At 66.0% G+C, this 23,883-nt stretch carries 23 protein-coding genes; 17 read left to right on the top strand and 6 right to left on the bottom strand.

The features are described 5' to 3' along the window. The first annotated feature begins 15 nt into the window (after nt 1-15). The 9 genes from L1080_RS37500 to L1080_RS37460 all read left to right on the top strand — a co-directional run bounded on the left by L1080_RS37500 (nt 16) and on the right by L1080_RS37460 (nt 9,155). Nucleotides 16-1,767 carry a hypothetical protein gene (locus tag L1080_RS37500; protein ID WP_250775828.1) on the top strand — a complete coding sequence of 584 codons (1,752 nt, stop codon included), beginning with the start codon at nt 16-18 and terminating at the stop codon, nt 1,765-1,767. Then, nucleotides 1,764-2,054, top strand: a complete 291-nt coding sequence (locus L1080_RS37495; protein WP_250775825.1) for a hypothetical protein — start codon at nt 1,764-1,766, stop codon at nt 2,052-2,054. The genes L1080_RS37500 and L1080_RS37495 overlap by 4 nt, the downstream gene beginning before the upstream one ends. Then, on the top strand, nt 2,051-2,290 hold the full coding sequence (locus L1080_RS37490; protein WP_250775823.1) for a hypothetical protein: 240 nt from the start codon (nt 2,051-2,053) through the stop codon (nt 2,288-2,290). Before L1080_RS37495 ends, L1080_RS37490 begins: the two co-directional genes overlap by 4 nt. Nucleotides 2,291-2,315: 25 nt before the next feature. After that, on the top strand, nt 2,316-2,999 hold the full coding sequence (locus L1080_RS37485) for a hypothetical protein (RefSeq protein ID WP_250775820.1): 684 nt from the start codon (nt 2,316-2,318) through the stop codon (nt 2,997-2,999). After that, nucleotides 2,999-4,819, top strand: a complete 1,821-nt coding sequence (locus tag L1080_RS37480) for a type IV secretory system conjugative DNA transfer family protein (protein WP_250775818.1) — start codon at nt 2,999-3,001, stop codon at nt 4,817-4,819. Before L1080_RS37485 ends, L1080_RS37480 begins: the two co-directional genes overlap by 1 nt. After that, on the top strand, nt 4,819-5,265 hold the full coding sequence (locus L1080_RS37475) for a DUF4913 domain-containing protein (RefSeq protein WP_250775816.1): 447 nt from the start codon (nt 4,819-4,821) through the stop codon (nt 5,263-5,265). Before L1080_RS37480 ends, L1080_RS37475 begins: the two co-directional genes overlap by 1 nt. A 21-nt stretch (nt 5,266-5,286) precedes the next feature. Continuing rightward, nucleotides 5,287-6,327: a hypothetical protein gene (locus tag L1080_RS37470; RefSeq protein ID WP_250775813.1), complete on the top strand. Its 1,041-nt coding sequence runs from the start codon at nt 5,287-5,289 to the stop codon at nt 6,325-6,327. Between the two features lie 28 nt (nt 6,328-6,355). Further along, nucleotides 6,356-7,204: a hypothetical protein gene (locus L1080_RS37465; RefSeq protein ID WP_250775811.1), complete on the top strand. Its 849-nt coding sequence runs from the start codon at nt 6,356-6,358 to the stop codon at nt 7,202-7,204. Between the two features lie 217 nt (nt 7,205-7,421). Beyond that, complete coding sequence (locus L1080_RS37460; RefSeq protein ID WP_250775808.1) at nt 7,422-9,155, top strand: hypothetical protein; 1,734 nt, start codon at nt 7,422-7,424, stop codon at nt 9,153-9,155. A gap of 77 nt (nt 9,156-9,232) precedes the next feature. On the opposite strand, the gene L1080_RS37455 is transcribed toward L1080_RS37460, so the two are convergent. Next, the gene (locus L1080_RS37455; RefSeq protein WP_250775806.1) at nt 9,233-10,936 is read right to left on the bottom strand and encodes a relaxase/mobilization nuclease domain-containing protein; all 1,704 of its coding nucleotides are present in this window, start codon (nt 10,934-10,936) and stop codon (nt 9,233-9,235) included. After that, nucleotides 10,933-11,370 carry a plasmid mobilization protein gene (locus tag L1080_RS37450; protein ID WP_250775804.1) on the bottom strand — a complete coding sequence of 146 codons (438 nt, stop codon included), beginning with the start codon at nt 11,368-11,370 and terminating at the stop codon, nt 10,933-10,935. Before L1080_RS37450 ends, L1080_RS37455 begins: the two co-directional genes overlap by 4 nt. Before the next feature lie 562 nt (nt 11,371-11,932). Here L1080_RS37450 and L1080_RS37445 point away from each other — a divergent pair. From L1080_RS37445 to L1080_RS37435, 3 genes are all read left to right on the top strand, one after another. After that, nucleotides 11,933-12,310 carry a hypothetical protein gene (locus L1080_RS37445; RefSeq protein WP_250775800.1) on the top strand — a complete coding sequence of 126 codons (378 nt, stop codon included), beginning with the start codon at nt 11,933-11,935 and terminating at the stop codon, nt 12,308-12,310. 95 nt (nt 12,311-12,405) lie between these two features. Next, complete coding sequence (locus L1080_RS37440) at nt 12,406-13,317, top strand: DUF2971 domain-containing protein (protein ID WP_250775798.1); 912 nt, start codon at nt 12,406-12,408, stop codon at nt 13,315-13,317. A 145-nt stretch (nt 13,318-13,462) separates the two neighbouring features. Further along, nucleotides 13,463-14,050, top strand: a complete 588-nt coding sequence (locus L1080_RS37435; RefSeq protein ID WP_250775975.1) for a hypothetical protein — start codon at nt 13,463-13,465, stop codon at nt 14,048-14,050. A 145-nt stretch (nt 14,051-14,195) separates the two neighbouring features. Here L1080_RS37435 and L1080_RS37430 read toward each other — a convergent pair whose 3' ends face one another. The 4 genes from L1080_RS37430 to L1080_RS37415 form a co-directional block, all read right to left on the bottom strand. Continuing rightward, complete coding sequence (locus L1080_RS37430) at nt 14,196-15,812, bottom strand: ParB/RepB/Spo0J family partition protein (RefSeq protein ID WP_250775796.1); 1,617 nt, start codon at nt 15,810-15,812, stop codon at nt 14,196-14,198. Between the two features lie 83 nt (nt 15,813-15,895). After that, entirely contained in the window at nt 15,896-16,255 is a 360-nt protein-coding gene (locus L1080_RS37425; protein ID WP_250775793.1) for a hypothetical protein, read from the bottom strand. 129 nt (nt 16,256-16,384) lie between these two features. After that, the gene (locus L1080_RS37420; protein WP_250775791.1) at nt 16,385-16,792 is read right to left on the bottom strand and encodes a hypothetical protein; all 408 of its coding nucleotides are present in this window, start codon (nt 16,790-16,792) and stop codon (nt 16,385-16,387) included. 30 nt (nt 16,793-16,822) lie between these two features. Beyond that, nucleotides 16,823-17,038: a hypothetical protein gene (locus L1080_RS37415; RefSeq protein WP_250775788.1), complete on the bottom strand. Its 216-nt coding sequence runs from the start codon at nt 17,036-17,038 to the stop codon at nt 16,823-16,825. A 456-nt stretch (nt 17,039-17,494) separates the two neighbouring features. Here L1080_RS37415 and L1080_RS37410 point away from each other — a divergent pair, with 456 nt between their 5' ends. The 5 genes from L1080_RS37410 to L1080_RS37390 are packed head-to-tail and all read left to right on the top strand — an operon-like array spanning nt 17,495 to nt 23,811. Continuing rightward, on the top strand, nt 17,495-17,845 hold the full coding sequence (locus L1080_RS37410; RefSeq protein WP_250775785.1) for a hypothetical protein: 351 nt from the start codon (nt 17,495-17,497) through the stop codon (nt 17,843-17,845). Continuing rightward, nucleotides 17,824-18,234 (top strand): TnsA-like heteromeric transposase endonuclease subunit, encoded by a 411-nt coding sequence (locus tag L1080_RS37405; protein ID WP_250775783.1) that lies wholly within the window; start codon nt 17,824-17,826, stop codon nt 18,232-18,234. The genes L1080_RS37410 and L1080_RS37405 overlap by 22 nt, the downstream gene beginning before the upstream one ends. Beyond that, nucleotides 18,231-20,369, top strand: a complete 2,139-nt coding sequence (locus L1080_RS37400) for a transposase (RefSeq protein WP_250775972.1) — start codon at nt 18,231-18,233, stop codon at nt 20,367-20,369. Before L1080_RS37405 ends, L1080_RS37400 begins: the two co-directional genes overlap by 4 nt. Further along, the gene (locus L1080_RS37395) at nt 20,366-21,469 is read left to right on the top strand and encodes a TniB family NTP-binding protein (protein ID WP_250775781.1); all 1,104 of its coding nucleotides are present in this window, start codon (nt 20,366-20,368) and stop codon (nt 21,467-21,469) included. Before L1080_RS37400 ends, L1080_RS37395 begins: the two co-directional genes overlap by 4 nt. Before the next feature lie 5 nt (nt 21,470-21,474). Continuing rightward, entirely contained in the window at nt 21,475-23,811 is a 2,337-nt protein-coding gene (locus L1080_RS37390; RefSeq protein WP_250775779.1) for a TniQ family protein, read from the top strand. Nucleotides 23,812-23,883 lie beyond the last annotated feature (72 nt).

The raw sequence follows: 23,883 nt of genomic DNA, 5'->3' as shown, positions 1-23,883 counted from the left end.
GCCAGGAGAGTCGTCGTGGGTAGGGCGATGGCCGGCGAACGCCTGCGCGATCGGCTCCGCACACGGCTGAGTCTGCGCCGGGCGGTAGCGGATCTGTCTCACAGTTACGAGCCGCGCCGGATCACCGACCGCAACTCGATCACCGACCCGATGTCCGCCGCGCGCAAGCGCCGCAGGATCGAAGAACGTGCGCAGGCCAAGGCCGAGGAGGCGGAACGTCGCCGCATCGCCCGCGAGCGCGATCCCTCGATCGGTGAGCCGGGGTGGCGTCGCGCTCGGAAGCTGTCCCCGCGCGGCTTCGACGGGCACGGCGGGGGAGCGATGCATGTCGTCGAGCCGCCGCCGTCGTTCCGGGCCACCACCTTCCAAGCGTGTGGCATCAACCCGTGGGTGGTCGGCGACAACTACCCGAAGCGGGGGCTGCCCCTCGGCGAGGACCTGTACGGTCGCACGTTCTGCTACGACCCGGTCACCGCTACCTATGTGACGAACCTGCAGAACACACCGTCGGTGTTCGTCCTCGGTCTGCCCTCCCTCGGAAAATCGAGCCTGGCCCGCAAGCTGGTGACCGGGTCGATGTCCCGCGGCCACATCCCGTTCGTGTTCGCGGACACCAAGCCCGACTTCGCCAAGGCCATCGAGGTGTGCGGCGGCAAGGTCATCAAACTCGGCCACGGTGAGGGGTACCTGAACCCTCTCGCCCTGGGTGCACTCGGTTCGATCATTCCGCTTCTCGACGCGTTCCCCGCCGTGCAGAGAAAGGTCGCCAAGCAGGTCCAGCAGCGCCGCCGCCGACTCATGCGGGCACTGTGCGAAATCGAGCGCGGCGACAAGCTGACCACCGTCGAGAAGAACGTCCTCGATACCGCGCTGCGGGTGCTGGCCAAGGATGAACGGTTCGGCCCCGATACCCCACCGCTGATCTCGGACCTGGTCGAACTGATCGACTCCCACCACCCCGAGCTGATGCGCCGGTGCCGCACCACCACTGCGGACGCGTACAACGCCCGCGTCGACGAACTGGTGCAGACGCTGACCGCACTGCTCGACGGCGACCTCGGCGAGGTGTTCTCCCAGCAGACCAGCCAGCCGATCGACTTGCGGGAGATGCCTCGCGGGATCTGTGTCGACATCTCCGGTGTCAACACCGACGACTCGAAGCTCGAAGCGGCCGTCATGGTCGCGTGCTGGGAGGACGGGTTCGGCGCCATCGAAGCCGCCCACATCCTCGCCGAATGCGGCTTGGGGCCGCAGCGGCTGTTCGTGGCCGTGCTCGACGAACTCTGGAGGGTCCTCGATTCTGGTCCCGGCATGGTCGGTCGCATCAACGAACTCACCCGTCTGACGCGCACTCGCGGCACGGCACTGGCGATGATCACCCACACGGTCAAGGACCTCGAATCGCTGGAGTCGACTGTCGACATCAATAAGGCGAAGGGCTTCATCGAACGCGCCGGCGGCCTGATCGTCGGTGGCCTGCCCAAAAGCGAGATGGACAAGCTCGACGCGATCGTCCCGTTCACCGACTCCGACCGCGAGTGGGTGGCAAGCCTGTCCACCCCGGCCGGCTACGACCCGGTCACCGAGCAGGAAGCTCCGCCCCCGGGGCGGGGGTACTTTCTGCTGCGTCTGGGCACCGAACGGGTTCCGGGCTTCCGGTTCCGCACCACATTCACTCCGACCGAACTGCACTACAACTGGCACGACACGAACGCCTTGTTCGACCGAGGCATCGAGCGTGAGCGCCAGCGGCAGGAGGCGGCATGAGCCGCCCCCGCCGCCGCTACCCGGAGGCGGTCCGCGATTCGGCAGTGCAGATGGTGCTCGCACTCGAGCCGGACATGCCCTCACGCTGGGCCGCGATCGAAACCGTGTCCGCCCGAACCGGGATCCACACCTCCACGGTGCGCACCTGGGTCCGGGCAGCAGTCGGTATCACCGTTCGCGGCCCGCAGAGCGATTCCGCCGAAGTCAGGCGGCTACGCGCGGAACTCGACGCCCTCTCGACCACCCTGCAGAACGTCGTCACCCAGCTGAGGGGGAGCAGCTTATGAGCATTCGGGTTCTCTACGCGTACTCGGCCGCCGACGGTGACGCCCATATCGCGCTGGAAAACGCCACCGACGAGATGGACCGACAACTGACCACCCTCGAACACCAATTCACCAGCGTGAGCGTGATCGGGCACTCACATACCTGCGCTGCCACCGAGATCGTGACCGCCGGAATGTTCGGCCGTCCGAAAGCTGGGTTCGTCGTGACGATCTCGACCGTCGTCGACGTGCACTGACCACCCCACCGAAAAGGAGACATCGATGCCGACGAAGACCGCCTCATCCGCCGCCGACTGGGACAAGGTCGAGCAGCTCGTCAAGAGCAACGAGCGCGAACTGGCCACGATGGCCGACCACCTCGCGTTGCGCCAATGGGCAACCGACAACGGGCTGGCCACCAAAGCCCTGTTCCCCAAGTTCAAAACAGTGCTGCTCAAGCGGTGCGACATCGACTACGGGGCTCTGCGCGAGCAGGCCCATGAAGCCGAGCGTGAGCAACTCTCCGAGGCGGCGGCCGCCGCCCCGACCGTCGAGCTCTATGCCGCCGGCGACGACGAAGCCGGCACCTTCGCTGTCTGCGGGCCGGAAGGGGCCGTCGCCTGGTACGGCGAATTCTTCGACGACGACAAGACCTACACCGCAGGCGATCAGACCTCCGCCGACCTCTCCGCCGCCCGCAAGGCGGTCTTCCTCGCCGGTAAGACCCGCGAGGAACTCGACGTCGATGCGATCAACCTGACCCTGCACGTGCTCAATCACGAGGTCGGCCCCCACAATCTCTCCTTGGCCGCCACCCGCGTCCGCGTCGTCGTCACCGTGGAAATCGACAACGAGAGCCCCGCCCTCGAATGGTGCCGGGAGAACGGCTACAAGAACTGGCGCGAGCAAAACCTCAACCACCTCGTCGCGCCCGACACCGCCGCTGACGAGAGTGAGGTGGCCTGATGCCCAGGGAGGTCAAAGATCCCAGCGGCCGGGACCCCGCAGTCGAGTTCATCCTGTTCGTTGCAACCGTGCTGGTCGTCCTCATCGCGGGGATCTGGCTGGCCATGCACCTGGGTACCAGCCAGAACGTTCCTGCCAACCCCGCCGGCGTCCTCGCCGGCCTCGTCCGCAGCGAACTGACCTGGACGGCAGGCGCGACCGCCGTTGCGGTCGGTTACGTGCTTCTACTGCTCGCCGTCGCAGTCGCGCTGATCGTGCGGAAGGTCCGCATCAGTAAGAACCGCACCCGCGTCGACCACAAGGCCGATCACATGGCCACCCTCAAAGACGTCAGGTCGCTGACCGAGAAGACCGCCCGCGCGTCGGCGAAACGCCTGAAGGTGGAAGTACCGGACGGTCAGGTACCGGGAGTGCCGATCGGACGGCACCTTCCCAGCAATAAGAAGCTCTACGCCTCCTACGAGGACATGCACGTGTGGATCTGCGGTCCCCGCGTCGGAAAGTCCACGTCCGTGGTGATCCCCGCAGTCGTCGGAGCACCTGGCGCCGTACTGACCACCTCGAACAAACGCGACGTCGTCGACGCCACCCGGGGTGTCCGCGAAAAGGTGGGCAACGTCTGGATCTTCGACCCGCAACAGGTAGCCAAGGCCGCCTCGACCTGGTGGTGGAACCCGCTGTCCTGGCTCCGCCGCGAGATCATCGGACCGGATGGGCGGCCGCAGATCATCGCTGACGAAGTCCGCGCCGCCGACCTGGCCACCCACTTCGCCGCGGGCAGCATCTCCGCCGACGCCAAGACCGACGCCTTCTTCGAACCCGCTGCGAAGAATCTGCTCACCGGCCTGTTCCTCGCCGCGGCCCTGGCCGATAGACCGATCACCGACGTCTACACCTGGGTCACCCAAGAAGACGACCAGGAGCCGGTGCGCATCCTGAAGAACGCAGGGGACCGCTACACGCTCCAGGCCGATGGTCTCGCCGGCCAGTACAACGCCCCGGACAAGCAGCGCGGTGGTGTTTTCGGCACCGCCCTGAAGATGATCAACTGCCTGACCATTCAGTCGATCCGGTCCTGGGTCACCGACACCGGCGATTCACGCCCGCACTTCGATCCGGCCGCCTTCGTCCGGTCCACCGACACCCTCTACCCCCTGTCGAAAGAAGGCGCCGGTTCCGCCGGTCCGCTGGTGACTGCACTGACCGTCGCCGTGTGTGAGGCAGCCGAACTGTTCGCCACCGACTCACCCGGTGGACGGTTGGCGACGCCGCTGTTGGCGTCCCTCGACGAGGCCGCCAACGTCGTGCGCTGGACTTCTTTGCCCGCCCTCTACAGCCACTACGGCTCACGCGGGATCGTCATCCAGACCATCCTGCAGTCCTACGAACAGGGCATGAACGTGTGGGGCCGCGACGGGATGGACATGCTCACCTCCGCATCGAACGTGCTCGGCTACGGCGGCGGCGTCAAGGTCGGCGGGGCCGGCTTCCTGCGGTCGATGTCCGAAGCCGTCGGCGACCACTACGAGATCACCGGCTCGGTGTCCTCGAACGGCAGCAACGGTCGCTCCGTCTCACGCCAACGCTCCCTGGTGCGCACTCTGACCGAAAAGGAACTCGAGGCTCTGCCCCGTGGCCGCGCCGTCATTCGCTCCTCCGGCAACCCCGCCGCCCTCGTGGCCACCATGCCGTATTGGGAAGGACCGCACGCCGCCGCGATCGATGCCTCGAAGGACAAGTACGCCCCCAAGGGCGAACAACCCCAGGTCTCGCCCGCCGCCCCGGATAGCGAACTCGAGCTCACCGGAAAGGAACTGTGATGAGCGTCGACGAAATTGACTGGGACGAACTCGAAGACGAACCCGACCCCGCCGAGCCTGCCACCACCGAAGCGGCGGCGGAGGAGCCACCCCAGCTGGTGTTCGGCTCGGCCGCCGAATTCATGCGCGACAAACTCGCCCCGATGTACCGGCGGGATCTATCAAACCGACGGTGGTGCAACCAGTGGTGGCTACACGCCGAAGCCGTCTCTCGCGTCACCGCGCTCTGGCGCGCATGGGAACACCTACGACTCGACCCTGCCACCGGCATGAGCGTGTGGTGGCGCGATCACGCCGACCCCCACATGGCTGTGCTGTTGTCCAGCGAAGGACCGTTCAGCAACTGCACCGAACGTCGCGGCCACCACGACGCTGACAGCGAAATCAAACCCTTCCCACTCATCGAACCCCCGGCCGAAATGTTCCCCGACACCCGGAACCTCTAAGCACCAGGGAAAGGAAAACTCATGGATATGCACCGCGACGACGGCATCTACACCGCCACCTGCCACTATTTCCGCAGCAACGGCACGCAAGGGCTGCCGCATGGCACCTCCACCACCCAGCACACCTCACGGGCCGCCGCATTCGAAGCACTCAACCACGCACTCCACGCAGCACGGGCCGACCGCGCATCCCAGGTCGACGTGTCCCTCACCCGCGACGACACCGCGCAGACCCAGGTGATCTTCGCGGCCGGCCCCCGACATATCGACAACGTCCACCCTGAGCTCGACGAACAGCGGTCCTCATACTCCCGCGCATGGGAGATCCTCACCACCCATGCCAACGAGATCCTCTCCGAACTCAGAAACCCGCACTCACCCGTCCACCAACCACTCTCACCGGAACTACGCGACGTCGCCTGGGCAGCCCAAAACGTCTACGACGCCGACCGCATGGCCGTCGGGGGGCACGACGAGCCGGTCGACGAACCGTTCGGATACGTACCCGCCACACCCGACGACTACTACGTGCAGCAACACGAACGCTTACAAGCCCATCTCGCAGGAGAACTCGACCGAGCCAAGGACCGCGCCCGCGACGCCGGACACAGCGAAGCCCAAATCGAGGCCGCCGCTCGCACAGACCCGGACCTGGATATGGAATCGCTCCGCCAGCACTCTGCGGCCCTACTCGACACCGTCCGCAACCTCGCCGAAGATCCCACCCTCACATCTCAGCAACGGGCAGCTCTTTCCGCTGCCGTCGACCAGGCCGAGACCACCGTCACCCAGCTCAACGTCCACAAAGGCGCCCTCAGTGAGGACGCCCGGGCAGCGGCCGTCACCGGAGTCGCGGCACACAACGGCATCGCACCTGTCGTCAGCCACACCACCAACATCGAGCAGGATGTCACCGCCGCCGCCCGCCTCGCTGCCAGCGATTTCCCGGCCCCGCCCCGGTCCGTGCTCACCTCACCGCCCCAAACCTCACCGACCCACACCCCTGAACCCTCTCGGACAACAGGGCTTTCCTCCGTCCAGAGCCACGACCACGGCCGGTAACCACTCACCAGCGAAGGGGATCGACACCATGGACAACCACGACGAGATCAGCAACATCACCCGCGAGACCGGCGCCATCTTCCGAGTCTGGATGCAGGCCGCTACCCGCTTGGCCGAACAAATGGCTCGAACTCGGGAAGCGGAACGGCGCCGGGCCGAGCAGCAGAGCACACAGGCCACCCGAGAGCTCGAGCAGCGGATGAACAGTGAACGCGCCGCCGTAGAGTCACAGCTTCGAGCTGTTCTGGACGACCAATGGTGGGACCGCGCCAACAGCCGTCAGATCGCCGACAACTATCAGAGCGCCCGGGCCTGGCAGAACGAGTCACCCGCCGCAGCCCGCGCCGCCGAACGCATCGAGGAAGAGGTCAAACGCCGCTACGGCGTCGACCCGTCGACCGCCGTCCACCACGCCACGATCGACCGTCTGCTCCGCGAAGCCGAAGCCCGCCGCGCCCGTGAAAAGGAAGAACACGACAACGCACTCACCGACGATCTGACCGCATCCGCCCTGATGGCCGAGGCCGATCGCACCGATCGAGCCGAGCAGGAACAGCCCACACTCGATGCGGATGACACCGGCGCTGAACCTGAACCCGCGCTGGGTCCTGCGGCCCCGTCACCGGACGGTGAACTACTCCGCGACGCCGCCCACACCGAATGGGACTCGGCTGAACGGCGCGACAAGTTCGCCGACGATATGCGCGCCGCCGGCATCGACGCCGAAACGGTCGCCGCCCGCATCACTGCCGACCTCGACGAAGCCACTCACCCCCGCAACGCCGTCGCACAAGGCGGACCGAAGAAGGCACCGAGAGCCCGCAGGGGCCGTGCTCAGATAGGCAAGGACAGTGAACGGGCAATGGGGAGCCGCTGACACGTGGGATCCGCCCGATTGCCTCACCACTTTCTCAGCGCTATGCCGTGCACGCGTTGAGGAAGTGGTGACGTGCCTCGCTATCGGACTTCATACCGAAATGGTGGAAGGGCTGGGGACGGCTTCCCGGTACTGATATGGCGAAGTTCCTCGTGGACCCCGTCATTCACGCAATCTAACCGCCGGGCCGGCTGTTCGTATGGGCGATACTTTTCTCATGCCGCGCATCGAATGGTCCAGGAGAACATCGGAGGAGACCGAGAGCATGGTCTCGATGTTCCTGTGCCGGGAGTTCCCATCCGCATACCGCGTGCGCCCTGCTCGCGGCGACGGGGGCATAGACGTCTGTATTCCATCGGAAACTGACCCAAACCACTACACGGTCTATCAGGTCAAGTACTTCGCCACGAACCTCACAAGCACCCAATGGGCCCAGATCAATAAATCTCACAGCCGTCTCCGCACATACGCAAGCGAACGGGGCTGGGTTATCGATCAGTGGTACCTCACCATGCCGCTGGATCCGACCCCCGGCAACCTCGTGAAGCTGACGGAACTTCAGGAGACTGGCGACTTCCCGTGCGAATGGCGAGGGCTGTCCCACGCCGACGGATGGGCAGCCAAGTACCAAGACATCGTGGACTACTACCTGCACGACGGGCGAGAGCGCTTGGCGGAGGATCTTGCACGCTTCTCCGCGATCGCTCATTTGCCGATGGCAGCCCCGACCGACGATGAGTATGCGAATTTGGCCCCTGCCGATGTCCTGGACGGCTTGACGCAACTGCGCGAGAGTCTCAACATCCGAGACCCCCATTTTGAGTACGACATCGCAATCAGTGGCTCCGTCCCGCCGGTTCCGGATAACTTCGCGCCGAGCACTGTCGCATTGAACACTCGGCAAATCGGGGACAGCTGGGTCACATTCACTGTGCACGCTCGGTGCGCCGAATCGCTGAACGAGCGCCCCGTCGAGTCGCACATGACCCTTGTCGTGACGCCCGAGAGTGACGAACACCGCGAGTTGAAAGAGTTCATCGAATACGGTCGGCCGTTCACTCTCCCGATCGAGGCTAGGGATCTGAGTATCACTATGCCGGGAGGTCTCGGCATGACCGATGGTTCCGGCTCAGTCCGCCTTCTGCCGGCGCCGTCACCCGAGGATTCGGATCAAGGCCACCAGCGGCGCATGCGGGTAATCACTCCTGACGACCAAGAACTCGCGAGTGTGATCGTCAACTTCACGCCCCTCGTAACTAACCAGAACCGAACGGGCGGGTCGAACCGCGGCCGAGACGAATCAGGCGTCCTCGAAGTCGAGATCATGTCCACGCTCACGCCGCCGTACATGATGAGGCAACGCTTCACTCGAGGACCCATCAACGGACGGTTCCCCGACGAGGTTGAGCAAGCTGTGGCATTCGTAGCGAATTGCCATCCGCCGAATCGGATCAGTGTTGAGGCAGTACGCGGGGCCCACCGGGCGGCAGTACAGGAGTGCCCCACCGACGCCGACTTCGGTGTGCAGAAGACGTTTCTCACCTATCTCCGCAATCTCCAAGTGATCCAGGAGCACACGAGCGAAGAGATTCGGATTCCGGAAGAGCTGGATGACGCGCATCTGGCCGACGTCCACCATGTCGCTCAGCTCCTCCGTCGCGAACCAGCTCGAGGAACATGGTCGCCATTTTCGATCACGGTGCACGACGGCAGCAACATCGTGGAAGATGAGGAGCGTCCGTACATTATCGACGCCCGCCTAGAGGTCTCAATCGGTGACGTATCGGTCGATCTCGGATTGCAGCGAATGCTGCTTGAAAGCGCCCGAATCGAAGACATCGTGCGAGATGATTCTGGTGAACCCGTTGCCGTGACCCTCACACCTGGAGAGTCAAACACCGCCCAGTTTGTTTGGCACGGCCCGACGTCGATTGGACAGCGAGACGGCTGAGCCGAAGGCGATTTTCATGAGACCGGCGTAATCGGCTAGGCCAACTGTCCGAGGGGGTGGCCGGTCGCGGTTCCTACTTACCTCTCGGTTCCAGTACGCGAACTGGGCTGCACACTACGGCTGTGGTCTCGTGGCGGATGGAGCCTTGCCGGAATCGGCGCGCCGGGCACCTTCCCAGGTGCGACAGGGAAGTCTGTTCCCGCCTGCCACTTCACCTCCGCCGTATCAGCATCGATGTCCATGATCGACGTCTCAGCCGGAAGGGCCTCAGTTGCCACAGCACTCGTCCCCATTCGAGGAAGCTGGCGGTGAACGGCGTCCAGTCGCGTACGTGCAAATGTTTCGAGTTCGGCTGCGCGGGACGCGTCACCCGCAGCACGGTGTGCGTCGGCGATCGCCTCGGTCGCCTTGATCAGCTGACGGAGCAGAAGTGTGTAGGCGACGGTCTTCGACAGATTGGGGCTGGCCTGCATGACGATCAGCGCGGCACCGCCGGCTGACATGGCGCCGGCCTTCTTCGGCCAGTGTTGGTGTGCTGGCACCTGCGCCGACCGGGCGAGCTGACGTGATGCTTCGGCAAGGGGTCCCGGCTTCCCCTCCAGTTGGTGCGACCATGCGGCGAACACGCCTGCGGTACGCCCCGCTGCGCGCGCCCACTGCGCGCGATCGGTGACCGGAATCGAGGTGAGGTACTTGTTCCATGCGGTGATGTCTCTTGCTGCGCGATCGAGCATCTTCGGGTCAGCGACGACCTTGGTTTCGCGTCCTGGTGCGACGGGCTTCTGCCCGCGGCGCGCGGCGTTCCACTCAGCTACAGCAGCGTTGGAGGCTTCCGGGGAGTCGGTCCATTCGTGCCGCAACCGGGGGAGGGTGAGGTCCTTCGCGAGGTGTCCTCCGCCGTAGAACACCGGCGCGGCGGCACGGTCCTTCGGCCGCACCGCCACCTTGTAGCCAACCACGACGTCGCTTCGTCCGGAAGCCATGCGTGGGCGCACGATCAGTCCTTGGCCGCGTAGTCGGCGCACGAACTCGGCTTCGTCGCGAGACGCGGTCGCGCACGCGCGGACCCGCCGCGAGAGCAGCTCCCTATCGAGTTCACTCGAACCCTCACGGGCGGCGCGATACTTCTCGGCGCGGTGGTAGCCGCGCTCGCCGGTCTTGGCATTGCGGGACTCGATGACCGCTAGTCCGTGCTTGCGTTCGAGCATGTTGACTGCTTCGCTGGCGCGCTTCCAGTCACGGTACAGGTCGACCTTAGTTCCGTCCTCGCGCACTGCGGAGGCGGCGATGTGGATGTGATCGTTGCCGTTGCTCGACAGGCCGTGGCGCACCGCGACCCAGCGAGCGGGGGAGCGTCCGGAGGACTCCGTAAAGCCCATCTCGTCCATGAACTCTTGCGCTATTGCACCCCACTGGTCGTCGGTGAGCTGGTCTTCGTCGGCGTGCAACGAGAGCGAGCAGTGCCAGACATTGCCATCGCGGAACGGGTCGATCGGGTCGCGCAGCTTCTTACCGTGTGAGTCCAGAACATCGGCACCATTCGCGTCGCGCATGTAGTTCGGAACCTTGACCTCGGTTCCGAAAACACGGCGGGGTTGGTCAATCTGACGGGCGATCTCGATCGCAGCTTCATGCGAGAGTTCGTTGTCGTCGTGCCACGCCATGATCGCTGAGTCACCGGCCACCAAGTGGGGATCGGTGTGCTCGTTCGCCCGGCCGGGACCCTGGAGATACGACAGGAGACCGGTCATCTTCTCACCGCGCACGATCTTCGCGATCATCCGGCATCGAACCCGTCGAGCAGACCGTCGATCCGCATCGCCAGCCGGCGCACCTCACCAAGCGTCACACCAAGCCCGTCGGGCAGCTCGCCGGTCGCGTTGGTGGCCTTCGCCATTTGGTTGATGTTGTTCGACAGCGCCGACAGAAACCGGAAGGCACCGAATAGCTGGATCGCCAGTTCCTGTCGATCCGTAGCGGTCTCACGGCCATCCGCCATCGCCGCCTCGACCAACAGTCGGGGCACGCTCACCCGCGCCTGCTGCGCCTTCGCGAGCAGCAGCGACTCTTCCTCCGGAGTGACCTTCACGATGTGCCGATGTTGTCGGCCGCCAAGGACGTTGGCGCGCCTCTCACGCCGAAGTCGGCGCGGACGTTCAGTCGATTCATCACTCAACGTCCTCACCTCTTTCCCGGCCCAGCGCAGCGCCCCCACCAATGTGGGGCTACGCGACAGTGTCTCAGATTCGGCGGGCACCGCCGAATCTGACACGCCGGATTAGGTCACCTAATCCACTATCTTGCTCCACCGGTGTTCGATCCGTTGGCACGCAGCGCCTGCGTCGTGTGCCCGCTTTTGAAAGAAGCACAGGACGAGCGCAGCGAGTTCCTTTGCCCGGTTTTCCGGCCGTCCCCACCTGTGGTGCGGACCCGATTGTGGGTGCCCGAGATCGAGCGGAGCGGGACAGGGAATCTCAGGCATCCACATGAGGACCAGGGCGCTCCACACTTGTGGTCGGCCGGCCCCGAACGGGCTGGCATAGGGCCGCGCTCCGCGCGTCCGACGCGACGTCACAGCGGGGGAGTTGTCCCCAAGTGGGTACCGGGCTTAACGGCATTGGGCACACACGACATCACTCCGCTCCGCTGTGTCGTGTGCACACAACGCCTACCCGGACACCCACCCGGGGACAACAGAATCCGAGCGCGCCGCACCTCACGTGGTTGGCCGCGTGTACGGCTCGAGATTCGCGCGCAACGCCTATACGATCGTGCCCATGGAAACCCAGCCACTGGAAACCGAATTCGCCGCTCTCGATGAACAGATCCGCCGAGAAGCCGAGAAGAAGATGCAGGCGATCCGCGTGGTCGCCACAGCACACAAAACTCTCGCCGACACCCGCGAAGAGTTCGCCCGCGCCGACACCGCGAACAAGAAGGCGTTGGCCGACGCACTCGCCGTCGCGCGCAGCGCCGGATTCAGCGAGTCCGATCTCAAGCGGTGGCAGACCGACGACAGCAAGCCGAGCCGACGCGGACCGCAACGCCGGCCCCGCAAGAGCACTCAGAAGGAACAGCAGGGGGCACCCACCAACACCGAAACGGTCGACGCCTCACCGCGACCGGGGGAGGAAGCCCTCGCCGCGTCGGCCTGACCGAGTAGTTCAAACCCGTGCCACTGACACCCCTGTCAGTGGCACGGTGCGTACCTCAGACGCTAGGTGTCGGCAACTCCGCCTACGATCCCCAAGTGAACGAAACTCCCGAGACTCTGCACCACTACACAACAGCAAGCGGCCTCCAGGGAATTTTTGCACCGAAGCCAATCAACGGCTTCCCCCGGGTTCCGACGGAACGTTCCCTAACACTATGGGCAAGCGATGCGCGGTACCTGAACGACTCACAAGAGTTGAGCTTCGCTGCCAACACACTGGCGGATGCGATGCTCGACTGCGTTGCACGCGACGATGCCAATCACAAAGACCGCATCACCAACCTTGCCGAACGGATTCGGGTTGGGAACTTTACTGACCCCAACCCCGGCATCGACCAAACCGCTCACACCGCATACATCACCAGCTTCTGCAGCAGAGCCGACCTGCTTAGTCAGTGGCGCGGATACGGCGCCAACGGATACTCCATCGAGTTTCCTGTAGACGTACTCAAGTCGTTCTTAGTCCCTGCGATGCGGGCAGGGAACGAGTCCATCGGCTATCTCGGCGCAAGCCAACTCTTCCCGGTCCACTACAAGCTCGACGAGTCGATCATTGAAGCCGCGGCCGAGGCGATCGTGCACCCTGCGAGCTATAGCGGCGCCGCCGTCGAGAAGGCCGTCGAATGTCTGGCACAGTTCAAGCACGACGCCTTCGAAGAAGAGCAGGAGTGGCGTCTGATCTACTCAGCTGGCCACCAGTACACAGCGTGTGACTTTCGGCCGTCGCCGACGGGGATGTTGATCCCATACATGCAGTTGCGCTATACACCGTTCAACCTGTACGAGCCCGAGAGAGACACTGCCTACCCCGGAAAACTAGTCGAGTCGGTCTGGGTAGGACCGAGCCCCGAACAAGAGCTTCGCGTCGAGTCAGTTACGCGGATGCTGAACCAACTGACATTCGGCGACATTCACGTCACACACTCACCCACTCCGTACCGCGGCTGAGGCGAATCCATTCGCCGCTGATCGACGGCCATCCACGCGCATCAAACGTGTCGGTCTCCACGCATACCCTCTCGGTAACAGCACTCAACAGCGATCGAGCGGAGAACACGTGGGCGTCACCGGCAGCGTTCCCGCGCTGCCCGGAATGCCCGAAACCCCGGTGGTTGCAGACGTCGAGCAACTCACCCTGATCGGTCAGCCACAACCGGTTCGCGTTCCGGCACAACTGTGGCGGTCCTGGCTCTCCGAGCCCACGATCGTGGCCCGCTTCGAGGCCAAACGGTATCGACGCAGCGGGAACCTGTGCACGCCATGGTTGGCCGGGGTCTCATCAACTGGGCACGGGTCCTTTCGGGCCGCGAGTCTCCCCGGTGCGTCTCGACGCGGCACCGTGCCCGCCCATCTGTTCGCCTATCAACTCGAATACGGAGTGATCCCCAGATTGGGGTGGTCGGGTGCCGATGACGCGGTGTTGTGTCATCAATGCGACTTCGCCGGATGCGTCAACCCGCACCACATGCGCCTGGGCACCAACGCCGTCAACCGCACCGAGTACCACCTGCGCCGACGAAACCTCGCGAGTCCACTCGCCGACGTCCGTGGTCCCGCCGGGCGCACCCGAGCTATCGCCGCCGCCGTCCGCGCCGGCCTCGCGAACGGCGACGGACCCGACAGCATCGAGTTGCGGATTCGCCGCGCCGAATCCGCCGGCCTGCCGCTCACTCTCTGGTGATCTCTGGTGATTCTCAGCGCGTCGCACAGCACGTCGTGCGCACAGACCGCTGTGCGCAGAGGGTGTTCGGGCTCGATGCCCGAACACCCTCCATGCTCTCCGGTCAGCGCCCCCGGAACTCCGTACTTCCGGGGGCGCAGTCCAGCTAAGTGATGTCGATGTCCTCGGGCCGCAGCTCGCCGCTGATCACCTTCTCCACATTCGAGAGGGTGTGACCGTTCTCGGTGAGCATCCCGAGGTACTCGCTCACGTACTGCGGCCGCGACCGCCATGCGTCCTTCGCCATCCGCGACTCCATCGCCGCGACGGTGACCGCGAACGTGAGCATCCAGGCGCGGGACTCACTGGCCGCCGTCGCGGCGGCCGCGATCTTCTTCTTCGCGTCGTATGCCGCCCAGGTCTTCTCACCCATCAACTCCGGCAGCAGATCGGACGAGTGGTATTCCGACAACTGGTGCGGTGCGAGCGCGATCATCATTGCCGTCCACGTGGCCGCGTTCTTCGGGGGCTTGGTCGCCGACAACATTTCGCGGATGAGCTCGCGGCGCACGTCGGTAGCGGACTCGGCCAACTTGTTCAGCTCCCGTACCCGGCGCCGCTGCACCCGCTTGGTCTCCTCCGCCGCCAGGAGGGCGGCCTCGCGGGCTTCCTCGTTCTCCGGCAACGGGTTGGCCGGGTTGAACCCGGCGAGTTGAATCGCCCGGTTGAACTGGTAGCGGCCGCCGTTGACCGGGACCAGCCCGGCCTCCTCGGCACGCAGCACGTCGAGGAAGTAGAACTGCGGCACATACACGTCGCGTTCCTCGACCGAGTTCGCGTGCCGCAGTCCTTCCTCAGGTTTGACGTCCGGGTCGTCGAAGGTGTCCCAATCGATGTCGCCCTCTTCGACCGGCTCTCCGGATTCGACGTCGACGTACATCGTGTCGGTGGTCACCCACACACCCCACAGGTCCGGCCGTTGCCGCACCTGCTCCTCGGTGATGTGTGCGCGCGGGTCCGCCTCGGCGTCCTCGGCGGTGGCGATGTACCGCCAGTGGATCTTCGAGTCATCCTGGTAGCCGGGTTCTCCGTCGAGCACGGTGAATCCGGCGTCGGCGTACGGGGCGGTGCGTTCGGCCCGGGTTGCTTTCTCCTGCCGGTCCGCCAGCAACGTGCGGGCCTGGTAGTCGAACGAGTTGCGATGGCATGACACCAATACCTGCACGGCCTCGGTGTCACCGTCCGCCTCGAACTTCGCCACGACCGCAGCCTGTTCGATCGTCAAGCCCTCCTCCAGGATCGCCCTCGCGGCCTCGCGGCGACCGACCGCACCGAGCAGCTTCACCGTCTTCCGCTTCACGCTCAGCTCCTTGGAGACCCGTTCCACCGGCACCCCGAGGTCGAGCATCTCGGCCACCCCGGCGGCGTTCTGCGCGGTCGTCAGGCCGGTGCGGTGGTTGTTCGAGTTCATCTGCTCGCTGATCCGGGCGAGTGCACGCTCGACCTCGTCGGCCGTGTCCTGCGAGCGCACCAACACCGGGATGGTGTCGCGGTCGGTAGCACGCGCGGCAAGCAGCCGCCGCTGTCCGTCGATCACCACCAGGACACCGTCCTCGCGGCGGTTCGCGGTGATCGGATGCAGCACACCGTGCTCGCGGATCGACGCCACGAACCCCGGTGTCGCGTCCAGGTCGACTCGGTCACGCACGTTCTTGCCGACGTCGAGAGTGTGTGGATCGACCTCGATCAGCTCGACGCCCACCGGTTGCTGTGTTGCGGTCATGATGTTCTCTCTCCTGTACTGTCTCGGGCGAGAACACCGGGCAGATAGTTGCTGCCCGGTGTTCTCTTGTTTCCGGGTGTGGTTCAGCGGAAGGTGATGGACTCGCGCGTCGGGTACACCCGCGTGAATCCGGCTCCCGCGACGGCGTAGGCGTAGGCGTAGGCGAGTTCGCCGTAGAACAGGACATCGCCCTTGCTCAGCGACCGGTTCCGCTCGGCCCGGTACCGGCGGACCACCTCGAACTGGGCCAGTCGGGGACCGGGTTCGTTGAGCGCCTCGAAAACTTCCTCGAGATTGGCCTCGAGGTCGCGGCGTGGGTCCATCTCGAACCGGATCACCTCGCGCAAGGGGTCGCCGTCGGTGTAGCCGATGAGCATCGCGTCGCGTGCCTCGTTGTGCAGCACCCGCATCGGCACACTCGGCGCTCCCGGTGTCACGTTCATCTGTGATTCCTTTCGGTGGTGATGGCGGGGCATTCCGGCCCCAACGTGTGTGAGTGGTGTCCGTCGTGTCGGTGGGAACCGGGCAGATAGTTGCTGTCCGGTTCCCACCGACGTTTCGGATCGGATTACTTACGCCGCCTGGGCGGGGCTGTGGCGGCTGTGGCTGGCGATCAGTGCCTCCGCGACCGGTTCAAGGATCGGTTCCGGGTTCTCGTCCCATCCGGCGACGAGAACGGCGCGGCCACGAATCGGGCGGTCGGTGCCCGGTCCGTACCGGCTCATGATCGCGGTGGCCACCGGGTTGACCGGGACAGCAGGCACACCCTGATGGTTCGCCCCCGCGAGCAGGCTCGCCGTGCCCTGGTGCGGGCCGCGCCCGAGAACGAACCCGGCCGCGCCGACGTCACCAACAGCGTCCAGGGCCGCACCGATACCGGCCGGGACACGCAGCCTCGCCCACAACGGGTCTACCGGCAGGTGCTGGGCGGTCATGGTGCCGTCGATCTCGATGACGATGGCGGAAAAGGTGGTGCGCATGCTCTGTCTCCTTCTGAAGATTGGGTGTGGTCAGAGGCCGAAGTCGGCCGGGACCAGCCGGATCTCGGCCGCTTGGATGTACGGGTCGTCGGGGACAAGACCGAAGACCATGCCCACCAGCTCGGCACGCATGTCCGTGCCCAGGTCGTCGAAGTCGGGGTCTTCCTCGACCCGAAGGTCGGCGTAGATCGCGCGTGCGACGGCGATGGGGTCGATGACCTTGTCGAGGACGATGGTGCTGCTCACATGAACCTCCGATGCTCTGCCGGACCACTTCCGTGGCCCCTGGCGTTCTTTTTGCCCTGCTGGCAAAGGAGAGTCGGATCGGCGGTATCAGGACGGGGTGCAACCCCTGGGCCGAGAAGTTTCTCAGCGAGCGAAGCGAGTACGGGTTGAGAAAGTTCTCGGAGCCTTGTGCCGGCGCTTGCGCCGCCAGGGGTTGTTCCCCGGCCGCCGTCGATCAGGATCGGAAGGCCAGCAGGTCAAAAGAACGATGCTCTTCAACAGAGCGGAGCGCAGCGGAGCATCTGTAGGGTCTCGAGAACCGTGGCGGAATCTCACGGTGAGTGGCGGGCAGATGGCGGATCCGCCATTGTCGTGAGACACGCCCACGCCGAATGTCGGGTCAGCGGATCACCAGGGTTGATGATTGATGGTGAAGGGCTGCGGTGGTGCGGCCCGCTTCGGTATCGAGGTTCCCTGATGGCCGTTGATCTTGATGCGCATCCGACCTCTGTTGTGGCGTGCGTCCGCCGTAAGGCGGATGGTGTTGAATCAGAAGTTGATTGGGGCGATGTCTCGCCGGAGGAGCTGGTCGATGCCGCTACACCGTGGCGAACGTTCCGCTGGTATCACGGTCAGAAGCACTATTCGGGCGCCTACTGGTCCAGTACGGAGCGGGCGCTGGTGATCTACGAGTCGCGGCTGGAGTTGGCTCGCCTGCTGCTGGCAGATTTCGATCGCTCGGTGCGGCGCATTCTCGCTCAGCCGTTCCTGCTCGAAGCTGACGTGGCGGGCGCGCACGACGGCACGTGCCGGACTATCTGCTGTTGAGCGATGCGGGTCCGGTTGTTGTTGATGTGAAACCCACTCGGCGGCTGGCGAAGCCGGATGTTGCGCTGACGTTTGCGTGGACGCGGCTGGTGGTGGAGTCGCGTGGTTGGCGCTACCAGATTGCCAGCGAACCGGCGGAGCCGGAGTTTAGCAATGTCCGATTCTTGGCCGGCTATCGTCGTGACTGGCTGTTCGACGAGGACTTGCTGGCGGGCCTGCGATCGGTCGACCTGCACGGCGTCACGCTGGGTGAGGCCGTCCGGTGCCTGCCCGAGCAGCCGGAACCTGTCGTGCGATCGGCTGTCCTGCACTTGTTGTGGCGACACCATTTCACGCTCGATTTGAGCAAGACCCTGAGTTCGTGCAGCGTGCTGGGAGTGCGTTCGTGACGGGCGCGGGTGTGCGGGTCGGTGTCGGGACACGGTTCCTCTACGACGGCGAGACCGTCGAGGTGGTGGAGATGGTGTCGACCGCGGCGGGGAACGAGGTCGTCGTCAAGGACGCATCCGGCCGGCAGTATCGACGCGTCGCGTTGAAGGAGCTCCTGGGGTGCGGGTGTGCCCGGGTGATCCCGGACGGCTCCGGCCCATCGAGCGATGACGATCAGGAAGTCGCCGCCGTGGTGCTGGCCCAGTTGACCACGGCCGAGCAGGAGCAACTCACTGTGCGAGCAGCCCATGTGCGCGAGGTGCTTACCGGATATCGGTCCGGAAACCCGCTAATCGCGGGCCCGAGCGAGCCGCGCCCCCAGTTCGGCGAGGATGTCGCGTTGTCGGACCGATATGCCGCCAAAGCGGCCGAGTTGGGGGTCGGTGTTCGCACAATCGAGCGCTGGGTCGGCAAGTTCCAGAAGTTCGGCGAGGCCGGGTTGGCGGTGCGGCGCGATTCTGGCACGAGTTCATCGAAAAAGGATGACCGGTGGGTGGAGACTGCCCTGGAGGTGATGGTCGAGCACACCGATCAGTCGCGGCCGTCACGGACGATGGTGATCGAGCGGGCAAACGCCCGGGTCGTGGCCCGGTTCGGTGCCGGTGTGGTGAAGCTGCCGTCGCGGGCCACCGCGTTCCGGATACTCGAGGATCTGGAGCGGGGGCATCCGACGTTCCGGTTGAGCACCAAACGGAATCGGGATATCGCTTCCCGCCCGGAGGGGCCGTACGGGAAGCTGCGGCCGACCCGGCCGGGTGAGTACCTGTTGATGGACACCACCCGGCTGGACGTGTTTGCCCTGGACCCGGTGACGTTGCGGTGGGTGCAGGCGGAATTAACGGTCGGGATGGATTGGTACACACGCTGTGTCCTCGGGATCCGGCTCACGCCGGTGTCGACGAAGGCGGTGGACGCCGCGGCCACGCTGTATCAGGCGTTCCGGCCGCGTCCGGCGGGCAAGGATTGGCCCGCGCACGCGGTGTGGCCCGAGCACGGGATTCCCCGGTCCCTATTGATCGACACCTCGGCGATCGACGGTCCGATGGTCGGGGCGGCGTCTCCGGCGCTGGCGCCGGAGACCATCGTGATCGATCACGGAAAGATCTACGTCTCCGAGCATCTGACCAGTGTGTGTCAGCGGATGGGGATCTCGATCCAGCCGGCCCGGTTGCGGACCGGTCGCGATAAGGGCCCGGTGGAGCGGTTCTTCCGCACCATCCGGGAGGACCTGTTGCAGGCGCTGCCCGGGTACAAGGGCCCGGATGTGCATTCGCGTGGGGTGGCGCCGGAGTCGGAGGCGTTCTTCTACCTCGACGAATTGGAGGCGATCATCCGGGAGTGGGTGGCGGTGGTGTATCACCACCGGCCGCACGAGAGCCTGCTCGATCCGCATCTGCCGGCGGTGAAGATGTCGCCGGCGGTGATGTTCGAGCACGGCATCGCCCGCGCCGGCTACATCGAGGTCCCCCGCGACCCGGACCTCGGGTACGAGTTCCTCAAGGTGGAGTGGCGCACCCTCCAGCACTACGGGTTCGAGGTGCACGGCCGCCGCTACCACGGCAACCTGCCGCCCGGGTGCCGCGACGGTGCCAGCCCGTACCCGGACCGGGGAAAGGGCAAGGGCCGGTGGTGGCCACTGCACGTCGACCCGGACGACATCACCCGAATCTACCTGCGGGATCCGACCTCCCGGCGGTGGTACCCGCTCGAGTGGGAGCACGCCCGGTCGATGCAGATGCCGCTCAGCGAGGACGCGTTGGCGTTCGCCCGCCGGTTGGCGAAGGCGAAGTACCTCTACCCCGACGACCGGATCGCGGTCGCCGACCTGCTCGAGCGGTGGAATCTCGGCCTCGGGTCGAGCATGACCGAGCGGCGCATGGCGTTGCGTATGGCACGTGAGGACGCGGCGCTCGACCTCGACCCGGACGGACCGACAGACCCGACCGGACTGCTATCGATGACGCGTCACGGCACACCGGCGACGGTCGACGCCGCGCAGACCAGCGAGGACATCGGTGATGACGACGCCGAGGACGAGCCGGACCGGCCCGACGACGGCGACGATTTCTACGCCGATGCGCTGGAGTACCTGTGACGATCGCACTGATCCGGCAGCACTTGCAGGACTACGCGCCGCTGGGCAATGTGGCGCTCTCCCGTAAGGAGGGGTGGCGCGATTTCGCCGACGCCCCTTCCCTGGTCGCCCCTCAGGTGCTGACCCGCCGACAGCTGCGGGCGCTCAGCGAGGGCGACGCCGAGGTCTACAACCATTTCCGGCAGCTGTGGCACGCGAATTTGGGGCCGATCCGGACCCCGCAACTGACCGCCCTGCACGAGCAGCTCTCGACCGTGGTCGACAGCAACCTCCAGTTCGGCGACAAGGCTAAGGGTGCGGTCGCGATCGACGCCTACCCCGGCCTGGGCAAGACGACATCGGTGCTGGCGTTCGCGAAAGCGTTCCACCGCCGCGAGATCCGGATCAAGGGCACCCACACCCGTGACGGGCACCAGCGGTGGCCGGTGTGCCGGGTCGGGTTGACCGGCAACACGGGCCTCAAGGAGTTCAACCGGGCGATGCTCGAGTTCTACGCCCACCCCGGGACCGCCCGCGGCACCAGCGCCGACCTGTCCCGCCGCACACTGGACTGTGTGACCTCCTGTGAGACAAGACTTCTGGTGGTCGATGATCTGCATTTCCTGCGCATGCACGCCACCAGCGGCGTGGAGATCAGCAACCACTTCAAGTACATCGCCAACGAGTTCCCGGTCACCGTGGTGTTCATCGGCGTCAAGTTGGCCGAACGCGGCCTGTTCGCCGAGGCGCAGACGGCGCGGCGCACCACGCTGGTGGGGATGCGGCCGTTCGTCATCGACACCGACACCGGCCGCCGTGAGTGGCGGACCATGCTGTTGGCGATCGAACAGGGGCTGGTGCTGGCCGACAAGTACCCGGGCATGCTCGCCGACGACCTGTCGGACTACCTGTTCGTCCGCAGCACCGGCCACATTGGGTCGCTGATGGTGCTGGTCAACCGCGGCTGCCACCGCGCGGTCGCCACCGGCCGCGAGCGCCTCGATGCCGAGGTGCTCGATACCGTCAGCAACGACGAGGACGCCGAGACCGCGCGGCGAGAACTCGCCGCCGCCCTCGACGCGCGGCGCATCACCACCCGGCCGACGCGTCGCCGCCGGTGACCGGGGTGCGGTCCCTGCCGATCCGGGTGGCCCCGCTGCCCGGTGAGGCAATCGATTCCTGGCTCGAGGCCATCGCGCACCGCACCGGCACGACGTTCGTCGACCTGGGCACGGCCCTGCACCACGAGGACCGGACTGCCGCGGAAAGGGTTCAGCGCCCGAGCATGTGGCCGATGCACCTGCCCCCAGGAGAAGTGGACACCATCGCCGCGGCCACGGAACTGTCCGCGGCCGCCGTCGAGGCGATGACCTTGGTCCGCTACGACGGCGTCGCGCTGTCGCTCAAGGTTCGGAAGGGACGGTCCGGGGGCTGGCCCTGGGGTAACGGGCGCCGATCCCGGTACTGCCCAGACTGTCTGGCCGAGTCCGGTGGACGGTGGCAACTCCACTGGCGGCTGGGGTGCGTCTTCGCCTGCACCGAACACCGCTGCCTGCTGGCCGACACCTGCCCGTACTGCGGGACCTTCCAGCGGCCGCGTCGTCGACCCAGTGGTGTGCTCGTTCCCAGTCCGGGCCGCTGCCCACACCCGAGTAGGGACACCGCTGGGCGGAGTCGGCTCGCCCGGTGCGGAGCCGACCTGGCCTCGGCACCGGTGATGCGGCTGTCGCCGGGGCACCCGGCGCTGCGGGCCCAGCACCTGGTGCTCGATGTCCTCGCGGCCGGGCACGGGACGTTCGGGGTGTACGCCGACCATCGCCATCCGGCCCGGGCGGTGCTGGCCGATCTGCACGCCATCGGCTCTCGCGTCATCACCTACGGCACCGCCGAGGAGATCGCCGACAGGGTTCCCGCCGACCTCGCCCATGCGCTCACCCAGCTTCGATCGTCCGCATCGTCGACCCCGGTGCCGGTACGAGGATCGTCGCAGCTGTCGGCGGCCGGCGGGGCGATCACAACGGCCGTCGCGGTAACGGCGGCCGCGGCCGTGCTGGATCGGCCCGACATCGCCGACGCCGGCGAGTCGTTGCGGTGGCTGGTGCACGGTGGCCGGCGACTGGGCCGGCAGATCGACGCCGGCGTCATGGGCGACTGGGGCAGCGCCACCAGCGAGAGATTGGCTGCCATCCAACTCGCCGCGTTGCGGCCGCTGTTCGTCCGCGCCGTCGATCAGCTGCGATACCGCAGCGCCGCCGCCGTCCCGAGCCGCCCCTCGGCGAACGCCACCGCGGTGGACGCCGCCGCCCGCCGCCTCCCGACCCGGCTCTGGCCGCAATGGTCGCTGCGGTGCACGGTGCCGCCGTGCAGCCCGGCGCAGGTCCGACCGGCACTGTCGGCGGCACTTCTGCTGGTGGGCACCCCGCTCACCATCGGTGAGGCCATCGACCGCTTGGGATCCGCGGTCCGTGCGGACGGGGTCACCCGCACACTGGCACACCTGCGGAACGCCCCGCACTGGGACGACACCCTGACCGCGCTGACCCGGCTGGCGGACCACCTCGGCGCCGAGCCGCCGCCGATCGACTACGACCGACGCCGCCATGTCGACTACCGCGGCCTGCTACCCGACGAACGCTGGCAAGAGATCTGCCGCCGGACCGGCACACCCCCAGGTGCCGGCCAGAAGGCGGACTTCGCCCGCTGCCTGCTGTTCGAACGACTCAGCGGGCTCCCCGCGTCCCGATCCCCATTCCTCCAGGGAGGCTACGACGTCCGCGCGAAACTGTCCGGATTCCCACGCACCCTCACCCCCGCCCAGGCCGCGCTGCTCAACCAGGAGGCCCGCCGCTTCCTCGACGACCAGGGGTTGGGCGCGGAACCGGTTGCCTGGCACCCACCCCTGCATCTGCTCGACGGGCTCGCCCTGCCCGGACCCGATCCCACCGCCGTGGACCTCGCCGCCCTGCATGGCCTGACCCGCGGCGAACACACCGCACTGTCGGAGATCGCGCGGCAACTGGGTACCACCCTCGACGTGATCCGCCACCTCCTCGAAAACCATCCCGCACCTGAATCACATACTGTTGCAGAACGACTCAGGCGGCGCACGGCCCAGACCGCCGCAGAGGAAACGTTGAGTCGGGCGCAGTTCGTCGAACTCTACTGCGTCCAACGCCGCACCCTCGCCGAGATCGCCGCGATAATCGGAGCCAGCAGGAAGGTGACCGGTCGGCTGGCCCGACACCACGGCATCACGCCGAGCGCCGGAGGCCCACCGGTCGATCCGGCATGGTTTCACCACCAGTACGTCAATCAGCGGCGAACCCTGCGGGACCTCGGACACGAGGTGGGGCGCAGCGTGTCGCGGATGAGCCGAATCGCAAAGGACTACGGCATCCCGATTCGGCCGCCAACCGACGCCGGCAACCCGCAGTCCGTAGCGATCAGGCGGCTGGCGCACTGATCGGTCTCGGCCGTCGTGCGGTGCACGCTCGAGTGGTGCACAGTGCAGGGCCCGGGCAAAACGTTGCCCGGA

Source organism: Rhodococcus sp. MSC1_016 (genome assembly GCF_023667485.2).
Lineage (GTDB): Bacteria > Actinomycetota > Actinomycetes > Mycobacteriales > Mycobacteriaceae > Rhodococcus_F > Rhodococcus_F oxybenzonivorans.
Note: the sequence above shows the minus strand (reverse complement) of the source record. Positions and strands in the feature narration are given on the sequence as shown.

Bases quoted from the DNA above. Each gene is read 5' to 3' on its own strand.
- L1080_RS37495 (WP_250775825.1), top strand. From the start codon at position 1,764: ATGAGCCGCCCCCGCCGCCGCTACCCGGAGGCGGTCCGCGATTCGGCA.
- L1080_RS37490 (WP_250775823.1), top strand. From the start codon at position 2,051: ATGAGCATTCGGGTTCTCTACGCGTACTCGGCCGCCGACGGTGACGCC.
- L1080_RS37485 (WP_250775820.1), top strand. From the start codon at position 2,316: ATGCCGACGAAGACCGCCTCATCCGCCGCCGACTGGGACAAGGTCGAG.
- L1080_RS37480 (WP_250775818.1), top strand. From the start codon at position 2,999: ATGCCCAGGGAGGTCAAAGATCCCAGCGGCCGGGACCCCGCAGTCGAG.
- L1080_RS37475 (WP_250775816.1), top strand. From the start codon at position 4,819: ATGAGCGTCGACGAAATTGACTGGGACGAACTCGAAGACGAACCCGAC.
- L1080_RS37470 (WP_250775813.1), top strand. From the start codon at position 5,287: ATGGATATGCACCGCGACGACGGCATCTACACCGCCACCTGCCACTAT.
- L1080_RS37465 (WP_250775811.1), top strand. From the start codon at position 6,356: ATGGACAACCACGACGAGATCAGCAACATCACCCGCGAGACCGGCGCC.
- L1080_RS37460 (WP_250775808.1), top strand. From the start codon at position 7,422: ATGCCGCGCATCGAATGGTCCAGGAGAACATCGGAGGAGACCGAGAGC.
- L1080_RS37455 (WP_250775806.1), bottom strand. From the start codon at position 10,936: ATGATCGCGAAGATCGTGCGCGGTGAGAAGATGACCGGTCTCCTGTCG.
- L1080_RS37445 (WP_250775800.1), top strand. From the start codon at position 11,933: ATGGAAACCCAGCCACTGGAAACCGAATTCGCCGCTCTCGATGAACAG.
- L1080_RS37435 (WP_250775975.1), top strand. From the start codon at position 13,463: ATGCCCGAAACCCCGGTGGTTGCAGACGTCGAGCAACTCACCCTGATC.
- L1080_RS37430 (WP_250775796.1), bottom strand. From the start codon at position 15,812: ATGACCGCAACACAGCAACCGGTGGGCGTCGAGCTGATCGAGGTCGAT.
- L1080_RS37425 (WP_250775793.1), bottom strand. From the start codon at position 16,255: ATGAACGTGACACCGGGAGCGCCGAGTGTGCCGATGCGGGTGCTGCAC.
- L1080_RS37420 (WP_250775791.1), bottom strand. From the start codon at position 16,792: ATGCGCACCACCTTTTCCGCCATCGTCATCGAGATCGACGGCACCATG.
- L1080_RS37410 (WP_250775785.1), top strand. From the start codon at position 17,495: ATGGCCGTTGATCTTGATGCGCATCCGACCTCTGTTGTGGCGTGCGTC.